General features: G+C 39.8%; 10 protein-coding genes. All 10 read right to left on the bottom strand.

Annotation, left to right across the window (positions count from 1 at the left end; genetic code table 11):
* Positions 1-18 precede the first annotated feature (18 nt).
* The 10 genes from J2746_RS13895 to J2746_RS13940 all read right to left on the bottom strand — a co-directional run bounded on the left by J2746_RS13895 (position 19) and on the right by J2746_RS13940 (position 10,139).
* Positions 19-507 carry a hypothetical protein gene (locus tag J2746_RS13895; protein WP_209622410.1) on the bottom strand — a complete coding sequence of 163 codons (489 nt, stop codon included), beginning with the start codon at positions 505-507 and terminating at the stop codon, positions 19-21.
* The gene (gene feoB, locus J2746_RS13900; protein ID WP_209622412.1) at positions 497-2,494 is read right to left on the bottom strand and encodes a ferrous iron transport protein B; all 1,998 of its coding nucleotides are present in this window, start codon (positions 2,492-2,494) and stop codon (positions 497-499) included. The genes J2746_RS13895 and feoB overlap by 11 nt, the downstream gene beginning before the upstream one ends.
* Before the next feature lie 73 nt (positions 2,495-2,567).
* Positions 2,568-2,810: a FeoA family protein gene (locus J2746_RS13905; RefSeq protein ID WP_209622415.1), complete on the bottom strand. Its 243-nt coding sequence runs from the start codon at positions 2,808-2,810 to the stop codon at positions 2,568-2,570.
* Between the two features lie 186 nt (positions 2,811-2,996).
* A complete protein-coding gene (locus J2746_RS13910) occupies positions 2,997-3,479 on the bottom strand; it encodes a metal-dependent transcriptional regulator (protein ID WP_209622418.1) in 483 nt (160 codons plus the stop codon).
* Positions 3,480-3,684: 205 nt separating this feature from the next.
* On the bottom strand, positions 3,685-4,824 hold the full coding sequence (locus J2746_RS13915; RefSeq protein WP_209622421.1) for a pyridoxal phosphate-dependent aminotransferase: 1,140 nt from the start codon (positions 4,822-4,824) through the stop codon (positions 3,685-3,687).
* 91 nt (positions 4,825-4,915) lie between these two features.
* Positions 4,916-6,169, bottom strand: coding sequence for an RNA-guided endonuclease InsQ/TnpB family protein (locus tag J2746_RS13920; RefSeq protein WP_209622424.1), 1,254 nt, complete (start codon positions 6,167-6,169; stop codon positions 4,916-4,918).
* Between the two features lie 229 nt (positions 6,170-6,398).
* Positions 6,399-7,319: a mechanosensitive ion channel family protein gene (locus tag J2746_RS13925; RefSeq protein ID WP_209622427.1), complete on the bottom strand. Its 921-nt coding sequence runs from the start codon at positions 7,317-7,319 to the stop codon at positions 6,399-6,401.
* Positions 7,320-7,487: 168 nt separating this feature from the next.
* Positions 7,488-8,201, bottom strand: a complete 714-nt coding sequence (locus J2746_RS13930; protein ID WP_209622430.1) for a UPF0280 family protein — start codon at positions 8,199-8,201, stop codon at positions 7,488-7,490.
* A gap of 40 nt (positions 8,202-8,241) precedes the next feature.
* Positions 8,242-8,634: a 4Fe-4S binding protein gene (locus J2746_RS13935; RefSeq protein WP_209622433.1), complete on the bottom strand. Its 393-nt coding sequence runs from the start codon at positions 8,632-8,634 to the stop codon at positions 8,242-8,244.
* A gap of 2 nt (positions 8,635-8,636) precedes the next feature.
* Positions 8,637-10,139 (bottom strand): homocysteine biosynthesis protein, encoded by a 1,503-nt coding sequence (locus J2746_RS13940; RefSeq protein WP_209622435.1) that lies wholly within the window; start codon positions 10,137-10,139, stop codon positions 8,637-8,639.
* Positions 10,140-10,358: the final 219 nt, after the last annotated feature.

A 10,358-nucleotide genomic window follows, 5' to 3' on the forward strand; every position in this document is an offset into this window, starting at 1 on the left:
TCAGCCACTCTGATAATGTTAGTTTTTCGGAACCGGGTCAAATATATCTTTCCATTTAATGTATGCAAATAACGGGATTAGTGCCAGATATATACCGGGCCTGAGATCACTAACAGGTGTCCAGCCCGCAAAATCCTCATTCCTGAGAAGATATGCTTCAAGCAAATTGCCCGTGCTTACCAGAAGGTAAATAACTGCAAATATAAGTGCAATGAGAATTCCCACATAAGCGTAAGATATTCCCTCATATACACCGGAGCGCATTTCCATAACACCATAAATAAATACCGTTCCAATGAGTAGCAGTACAAAAGAACCGATGATATCAGACGGTACGAAAAGAACATCAGCTAATGCCATATTAAATTCAGGACCAATGATGATCTTACCGGTTCCTGCCGCCAGTTGCACAAGCCCCAGTATAATATATAGAGAACCGCAGATCGCAGAGAAGATCACAGGCACCTTTGTATCAGGTTTTTCCTCGGGGATCTCATTAATATCCAAGCATGACACCTCCCTGATATATCACAAATGCAGTGATCCATGCAACAATTATTCCATAGAAAATGGCAAATGCCGTCCACTTCCATGAACCTGTTTCCTTTTTAATGACACCTACAGTTGCCACACAGGGCATGTAAAGCAAACTGAAAGCCATCAAACTAAGTGAATTCAGTGCATTCAGTCCCGGATCCGCCATAAGACGTTCGGTAAGGGCTTCAGAATTATCCCCTGCTCCATAAAGAACACCCATGGATGCAACAACGATCTCCTTGGCAACCAGTCCGAATATCAAGGCGACCGAGATCTTCCAATCAAATCCAAGAGGCTTCAACAGAGGCTCCACCGCATGGCCAAGACTACCTACATAACTATCCTCGCTTCCATATTCCACACCCCATGGGAACGATGCAAGTGCCCATATAACCACTACACCTACTAATATAATAGAACCTGCTTTCTTGATGTACATGAAACCGTTGTCCCACATGTGTATAAGACTGGTTCTCAGAGTAGGAACCCTGTAAGGTGGAAGTTCCATGATGAATGGCGCAGGTTTGCCCCTGACAACTGTTACCCTGAGGAGCTTTGCAGAGATTATCGCGATAACTATTCCCAGAATATACATTCCGAATATTACAGTACCTGCCTGTCTGCCAAAGAAAGTTCCCGCAAACAACACATATATTGGCAACCTTGCTCCACACGAAACAAAAGGCACTACAAGTATTGTGATGAGCCTGTCCTTTTCATCTTCAATGCTTCTGGCAGCCATGATTGCGGGCACATTACACCCAAATCCCATGAGCATAGGAATAAAGGATTTACCATGCATTCCGATTTTATACATTAGTTTATCCATAATGAACGCAGCTCTTGCAAGATAGCCGCTTCCTTCCAGAAGTGACAACAGGAAGAATAATATGAAAATATTGGGCACAAATACCAGTACCGCCCCTACACCACCGATAATACCATCGCCCACAAGAGATGCAAGCCACTCTGGTTGCAGACTTGATGAAACGTACCCTGCAACCCAAGATGCCGCAAGATCGATCATATCCATGAAAGGTGTTGCAAAAGCAAAAGTAAGTTCGAATGCGCCCCACATGAGCGCGAGAAAGATTGGAATTCCAAGATATTTATTCGTAAGAACCCGGTCCACCATATCTGATTTTGTCAGTTTGTCATTGGCCCTGGTGCACATTTGAGGAAAGATAGTATTTATGGCTATGTAACGTTTATCAGCTATTTCGGCCTCAAACTCTTCCTGATCAATGGAATCTATTATCTGAATCACACGATCATAAACAGGACTGTCTGAAATTTTCTCTCTGACGTTGCTGTCACCTTCAAGAAGACGAATGCTTATCCATCTGAGCGGATATCTGCTGTCGCGGGTTTCATCTTCTGCAAGTACCTGTTCAATTTCAAGTATCTTCTCTTCTATCTCAGCACCGTAACCTATCTCATGACCATGATACTGCTTGATCTCTTTTTGCTCGATAACCTTATCCAGAAGATCGCAGATGCCTTTTTTCTGGCTTGCAACCGTTTTTATAACCGGCGTTGCCAGAAGCTCTTCCATTTTATCAATATATATCCTGTCGCCTCTCTCCTCTGCAATATCGCACATGTTGAGTACAATAAGGATCTCAGATCCAAGTTCCATGAGCTGAGTTGTAAGATAGAGGTTCCTTTCAAGGTTGGATGCATCTACAACCTGAATTACAATATCCGGTTTCTCTTCAATGATATAATTACGGGCAACTATCTCGTCAATGGAATAAGCAGTAAGACTATATGTTCCGGGCAGGTCAATAACTTCAATATCATAATTCTTGTATGAGACATTGCCACTCTTTTTTTCCACTGTAACGCCGGGCCAGTTACCAACATGCTGCCTGGAACCCGTCAGTGCATTAAAAAGTGTGGTCTTGCCAACATTAGGATTTCCTGTTAGTGCTATTTTTATTTTACTGCCATCCATGAACTATCCTCAGGAACAGTTATACTATAATAAATGTCTACTAAAATATCTAAAGGTTCGGAAAAAAGCCTGTTCAGAGTTTAGTAATAAATATCTGTTTTGCTTCTTCTTTACGAATTGACAGGTGATAACCTTTTATGTTATAATCCATGGGATCCCCAAGAGGTGCATTTCTGACAAGTTCAATATCAGTCCCTGCAACCATTCCCATATCCATAAGTTTTCGCCTTGCAGAACCCCTGACCCGTACCTTTGTGATCCTGGCCTTCTCTCCGGGTTTTAGTGTATCCAATGTGGTATCATTTTCTTCCAGCAAGTCGTTCCCTGTCCTTTTTTTATGGTAGGTCTAAACCGTTTTTGGTATTTAGCAATTTCGCATTACCTAATTTGTGTTAGTATGCAAAAAAGAAAAGATAGTCACATCAGGATTAAAAATATTAAAATGTACCTGCAGACTTTAATAAAATAAGGTTAGAATAAGCACATCAATTTCAAATGACACTTATTTCTTCTTTCCGTGAACAGGACAGTTTTCTTTCGCAGAAGGACTGCAATCGATGTACTTCCCGGTTTCACAATAGTAACTGAAATGATCCAGCCAGTATGGCCACTCGTCCTTCATGTTCATAAATTCGACGAATTTTGTCAGTGTATCAAATGTCTCCGGAGCCAGTACATGTTCTATCTTGCAGGCATCCTGATCAGCAATTTCCTTGTCAAGACCCAGGATTAGTAAGAAATCCTTAATAACACTGTGCTTTTCCATGGTACATTTTGCAATCTTTTCTCCTTCAGGAGTAAGTGTGACACCACCATACTTCTCATAATTGATAAAACCCATTTTTGTAAGCTTCTTGAACATTCCTGTGACACTAGGAGAACTTATATCAAGCTCCCTTGAAACATCCTTGACCTGTGCATAGCCTTTTCTTTCAATTATCTTCTCGATAACCTTCAGATAATCTTCAGTTCTCTCAGTTGTCATTTCAAAAACTACCTTTTATGGATTTGATGATGGGAGTTTGCCTGCTATGTAATCATAATAGACTATAATTTTGTATACAACAGGTAGTATTTTAAGTTTACCAATTTTACCTACAAAAAGTAGGTTATATTAAAATAAAGAAATAAATATGAGTTGAAACTCAGAATCCAACCCGATTAACAGAATGATTATATTTTCATTTAATTCACATAAGATACTTTTCCAGTCTGTCCATTCCTTCTTTTATATTTTCAAGGCTGTTTGCATAAGAAAAACGAAGGTGACCTTCGGCACCCTGACCAAAATCAATTCCCGGTGTGATGGCAACGCCAATATCCTCAAGTATCTGCCTGCTCAGTGCAAGAGACTCCTCACCGAACTTACGGGCATCAGCAAGCACATAATATGCCCCTTTTGGTTCATTTCTTATATCAAAACCTATCTCCCTTAACCTCCCTATCAGGTAGAGACGCCTCTCATTATATGTCCTGACCATTTCCTGAGTTTGTTCCTGTGGTCCTTCAAGCGCAGCAATACCAGCATACTGAACGAAGGTATTTGTGGAAATGAAGAGGTTCTGCTGGACTTTCTGCAGAGTCCTGATATACTTTTTTGGCGAGATCAGGTAGCCCAGTCTCCAGCCAGTCATAGCATAAAGCTTTGAGAATCCATTCAGGACAAAGGCATTGTCAGTGTACTCTAATATAGTATGGTCTTCACCTTCATACACAAGTCCCTGATATATCTCATCAGAAATGATAGGGACATCACCTGCCACCTGTGCAATTTCCATGAGAGTTTCTGCGGACAGAACCTGACCTGTGGGATTTGATGGGGAATTGATAAGTATGGCCTTGGTTTCAGAATTTATATGTGCGGCAAGATCATCTGCCTGTAACATAAAACCGTTATCTTCATTGGTGTAGATGAAATCAGGCACACCTCCTGCAGTTCTTACAAAGTTCGGGTAACATGCATAATGAGGATTCGACATGATAATCTCATCCCCTGCATCTATCATAGCAAGGAAAAGCAAAAGCATTGCAGAACTGGTTCCTGAAGTAACTATAATCTGAGCCGGGTCCACGTCAACATCAAATCTACCCTTATAGTTCCTTGAAATTGCCTGTCTAAGTTCTATAAGCCCCTGACTGTGAGTATATTTGGTATTTCCTGCACACATAGCTTCCTTAGCAGCATCACATATGTGGGAAGCTGTAGGAAAATCCGGTTCACCGATCTCAAGATGAATTATGTCCCTGCCCTCTTCTTCAAGCTGTTGTGCCCGTTCCAGTACCTCCATAACATAAAAAGGAGGAATATTTGCAACTTTATCAGATAACATGTTACTCATCATCCATACAAATTAAGTACGTATTAAAGAAAGTGAACAGATTCAGGATTGGACCGGAACAGTGAACTACCACTGGTTAAAATCAGTGGCTTCTTGCTTCATTCCTCTGACCAACGCCAGTAAGTCCACAAGCTCTTCCCGTAGTTCCTACGGTGTTTAAGTTATTCAAAGCAATGTTTTTGATATTGATAGCTGCATTAACATCCCTGTCATGTAATGTCTTACATGAAGAACATTCCCATCCTCTATCATTAAGAGTTAAATCATCCTTTTTATATCCACAAATATTACACAACTTTGATGATGCATCAAATCTACCAATTTGTAGAATGGTTTTACCATACCATTTTGCTTTGTAAGTTAATTTTCTAATGAATTCAGACCATCCAACATCACTGATAGCTTGAGCAAGTTTATGATTCTTGATCATTCCGGATACATTGAGATTCTCGGTAACTAGAGCTTGGTTTTCGCTAATTAATTTCATAGATATCTTATGCTGAAAATCATTTCTTTGATTAGCTATTAACTGATGGTGTTTTGCCAATTTAGCAATTGCTTTTTTCCTGTTTTTAGAACCTTTTTGTTTCCGGCTAACTTCTTTTTGTAGTTTCTTCAACTTCATAAGAGACTTCTTCAGGAACTTAGGATTTTCAATAACTTCTCCGGATGAAAGAATAGCAAATGATTTAATTCCTACATCAATTCCAACTGTTGTATTCTCATTAAATTCAACTGGTATTGGTTCAGGAACATGATCATCTATCAGAATGCTCACATGATATCTTCCAGCTGATGTTTTGGAAACAGTTAAAGTCTTAAAGATATCAAGCTTCCTGTTAAGTTTCTGATCAAGGATAAGTTCTCCATTTACTTCTTTTGTTACAAGTTCATTTTCAATGACTTCTTTATCTAAGAAATCCCTATGAAGAACAATTTTTATCCAACCGATTTTAGGAAGGTAAATCTTTGAAGTAGTAAGATTAATCTGATAGTTTTGAGGAACTTGAAACGAAAAATCGTTGTTCCGTTTATTCTTTCTTGTAGGATATCTTCCGTTTCCTTCAAAGAAGTTCTTGAATCCAGTTAACAAGTTCTTGTTGGCTTGTTGCAAAGATTGTGAATTTATATCTTTTAGCCATGGATGTAATTCTTTAAGAGAAGTTAAATTGTTGTTCAAATCAATTTCACTAACATTGATTTTAAACTTAGAATACATAAGCTTTTTAATTAAAAGTGACCGATTGTATACGAATCGAACAGTACCAAAATGTTGCTCTAACAAAATTTGCTGTTCTTTGTTAGGGTATATTCGATATCTATAACCTCGTTTCATTTCAATCACTCGATGTAAAAAAGCAAACATTTCATACAAATATTTATAAGTTACAATTATATTTAAATGTTTACTAAGTTTGACTCAATTCATCCACACATTGAAATGGGTGGTCTTCTTGCTCTAAATAGATAAAAGATTTTTGTTCAAAAGAATTGATAAAAAAATAAACGCTGGCACAAATTGCCAGCATTAGTAACATGGATTTTCCGCCATAGGATACAGAAAATCATTTCCTTGCCTTTGCATACTCAACAAGTGCTTCCTTAATTCCCCACTTGAACGCAACCACAACTGCAATTCCCCACGCAAGTGGTCCAACGAGTATATAGAATATACTTGTGTCAATGAGCATTGCATCCAGTGCCAGGAGAATGACAACGAAAGCAAGGAAGCCCCTAAGAGCCGGAATCCATATATTCGTACCCTGTGCGTTCATATTCTTAAGGAGACTGCTGACGTAACCCGCAAACAGATCAATGGATAGCAGTCCGATCAACAGGATCAGAATACCTGCGAAGAGATTTGGAAGATATGCCAGTATAGAAGCTACCACTCCTGCTATTATGTCAAGTTTGAGTATGTTCAAGGCTGCCATGATAAATAACAGATAACCAAATACCTGAACAATCAGGGCAATGAGCTTCGAACCTGCCAAACCACTTGACTCCATTGCACTTCCAAGACTTGTTTTAGCTATCTGCTCATCAAGTCCTGCCGCTACAAGTATGTTCTCCACAAGATTTGCAAGGAAGTCAACTACCAGAAGTCCGATAATTAGTACTACTACTGCAGAGAGTATGATTGGTATGTACAAAATTATCTGTGTGATAAAGTCTGCAACTATCTGCACATTGAGAAGATCAATAATAATCACAGCAAAAACAAAATAAACGAACCACCTGATCGTGGCATCAAAAAATTCCACTGTAGTAATATTTGTCCTCTCAATCATCTTTCCGATGGATGTTTTGTCTATCAGGTCGTCAAGCCCGATCTTATCGAGTATTTTCGACCCGATCTTACCTAATGCCTTTCCTGCTACCATTCCAACTATTAAAAGCACTACTACAGCGATTAAAGTCGGAAGAAAAGCTATCATTTCATCTAACATAGTGTATACACTATTCATTATTGGCGATGCTGCCATATTTTTCCCCCTTATATTTATACTTCAGAACCAGATAATCAGTTCTGCCCCGTTTTCCATTAAAATTTTCTTTACTTATTCTATTTAAGCATACCTGAGTTTATAAAGAAAAAAGAGTTACAAAATAAATTTTGTGAGCAAGAAACTCAGAACCAGGAATAATAAACTTCAACCTTTGGTGATGCATTCATATTTTACATCAGCACGCTGGATATCAGGAACATCTCCCCAGAAGCCCATATATTCTCCCTGAATTACAATGGCTCCTTTTATCCCTTCAACATTTTTTATGACCTCAAAGGAGACTTCAACTGCTTCCCTTCCGATTTCAGTCGAATTGCCAAGAGCTGTTGCCGCAGAATCAGCTAACGAAACATTATCTGAAAATACCACAGCTGCGTCAGCCATTCCAAAACTTATGGAAGGACCCACACTACCCGAAGAAGTACATACACCTGTTATTGAGTCACGAGGTTCCATTACAAATCCAAGGTTCTTCAAAGGAGAAGTACCTGCATAAATTCCCATAACTACAGGTCTGTCATTAATAATAGCAATGTCACCGCCATTATCCACAATAGCAAATCTTGCTCCGGCATCAACCATAGCTTCTACCGCAAGAGCAGATATAGTTCCGGCCACTGCACTCATGGGACCAATACCCATGGCGTTACCTGCATCAACCATTCTTCTTACGACATCAGGAAAATCTCCTTTGGAATCATATGGTTCAAGGGTACTCTGGAAAAAAGGATCATAAGAAATATAGGACTCGAGCTCTCTTCGATTTGACCTGATGGAATCCCTGGCAAGCTCAATATATGACTGCGAATCTGCCTGGATTGTAACGATGGTCTCTTTAAGTCTGAAATGTTCTTTCATGATACTGAAATAGAATATAAAGAAAAATAAAAATAGTTTATCACTTGTTGTTCCCAAGTGATAAAGCATTATGTGGACACATATCAACACATGTTCCACACTGGATGCATTTGGTTTCATCAACCTTCAGGTTAAAATCCTCATCAAGAGAGAATACCTTGGTAGGACATACAGAAACACATGCACTGCATTCCACACACTCATTCTCATCCCACTTTATAGGGGTATCAAGTTGTGTGACAACAGCACCTTTATTTGTAAGTGACTTCATCATTAACTCGTATTTATCTTCATCCACATCCGCAACCACTTCACCGTGTGAACGATCAAAATGTGCCTGGGATATGTTCAGAAGTACACCGGTTTCAAGTATTGCTTCAGCCATGATCGGTTTTATAAGTATGTCACTTGAAATATTGATCTTGATTTTCAAATCTATGACCTCCTGGCATACAATTTACTGATATCATCACTTGTGATCATTCCTATAACTTGCCCATCCTTTTTGATAACAGGCATGGCAGAAACTTCATTCTGGTCAAGTCTCCTTGCCACCACTGCAACCTGCTCATCTGCATTTGCAGTGATCACTTTTCGGGTCATTATGTCTTCCACAAGATCGAATTTGTTAAGGGAAACTGCCTTTGATATATCCCATGCAGTCATAATTCCCGCCAGAGTATTATCTTCATTCAGCACAGGAAGATGATTAAATGAAGTGTCAAGTATCGTCTTTGCTGCATCATATATACTGGCATTTTTCTTTATTGTCACAACATTTACAGCCATAATGTCAGAAACAAGAGCTATTCCCTGAGTTTGCTTCATTGGTTTTGCTGAAACATCCTTTGGAAGCCTTTCAACAGGCATTGATACAAAGAACTCACCTCTGGTGATCCAGTCTTTAAGTTCATTGGCAATTATCCTGGACTTCTTAAAACTTGAAAGTGAAGAAGTCGGAACTTCCTTATCATTGATCTCCACAAAGCCACTGCGTAACTCTTCATAGGTTACATCGCGGATTGCAGGTCTGTCCCTGCTGGGTATACCGTAATCCAGTATTTTAGTTGTTACACCGGCATCGCTGACTGCAGTTGCCCGGGCAATCTGTTCATTCAATATAGGGATAGGTACTCCCATTCCGACATACAGTGATGTGCCGTAACCTGTGAAATTTGCAGCCCTGATATAATCCGTGCTCATATTCTTAAGATCACCCTGAACCATCAGGGTACCGAATCCACCACCTGAAGAGTGTTGAGTCCCCTGTCCTGTAATATATCCCTGTGCACCTCCAAGGAATATCCGGGTACCGGTTCCGATGGTCATGTAGTCCGGATCGTTTGATAACGGGGAAAGAACACCTGCTCCTGAATATACGACATTTCCAAAGGACGGAAGTAGTGACCCCATATAAGTATGTATTGTGCTTTTGGTACTGTTGGTCGCAGAATTATATTTCTGGTAAGCATTACGAGGGTTCATCATAATTGCCTGATTCATATCATCAAGGGAAAGTGTGGTATCAAGAACTTTCCTGGGATAACAATCAGTTCCATGAGACATTGCATGGAGATGCACTGACTTGCCCCTGATGAGATCTTCTATAACATGTGCGCCACCGTAATCCATACCTAAGGTCTCGGATATCTGTGTTGCACCTATGAAAGCGTCCACTGCTGCAACACCGGTATAAGCTTCAACATCGTTCAGAAAAACCTTCTGCATCTTAATAGGTGGCTCCGAATGACCGAAGTTCAGCCAGACACCTGATGAACACATGGCACCAAATGTACCGGTAGTAACCACATCGACTTCCTTTGAAGCTTCTTCCGCGCCCAGTTCACCTACAATGTGAACCATTTCCTCCGCAGTAACCACATTGACGCTTCCGTCACGGATCTTGCTGTTGATCTCATGAATTGATTTTTTGACCATTACATATACCTCTTAAAGCACAAAGTAATTTTTTGGTACCTATATATTACTTATGGTAATTTATTTATCGCAGATACCATTCAGAAACAAATGATGAGGTTCAATTTATCACAACTCTTCCTAAGTGAACTCCTCCTCCCTGCCAGCCTTCGGCTGTCGAGGAAGGAGCTTCCTACGAGTGTAAGTCTCATTTCGTTATCATTCTGTTGGGAATGATTC

Origin of the sequence: Methanolobus bombayensis, assembly GCF_017873415.1 — an archaeon.
Lineage (GTDB): Archaea > Halobacteriota > Methanosarcinia > Methanosarcinales > Methanosarcinaceae > Methanolobus > Methanolobus bombayensis.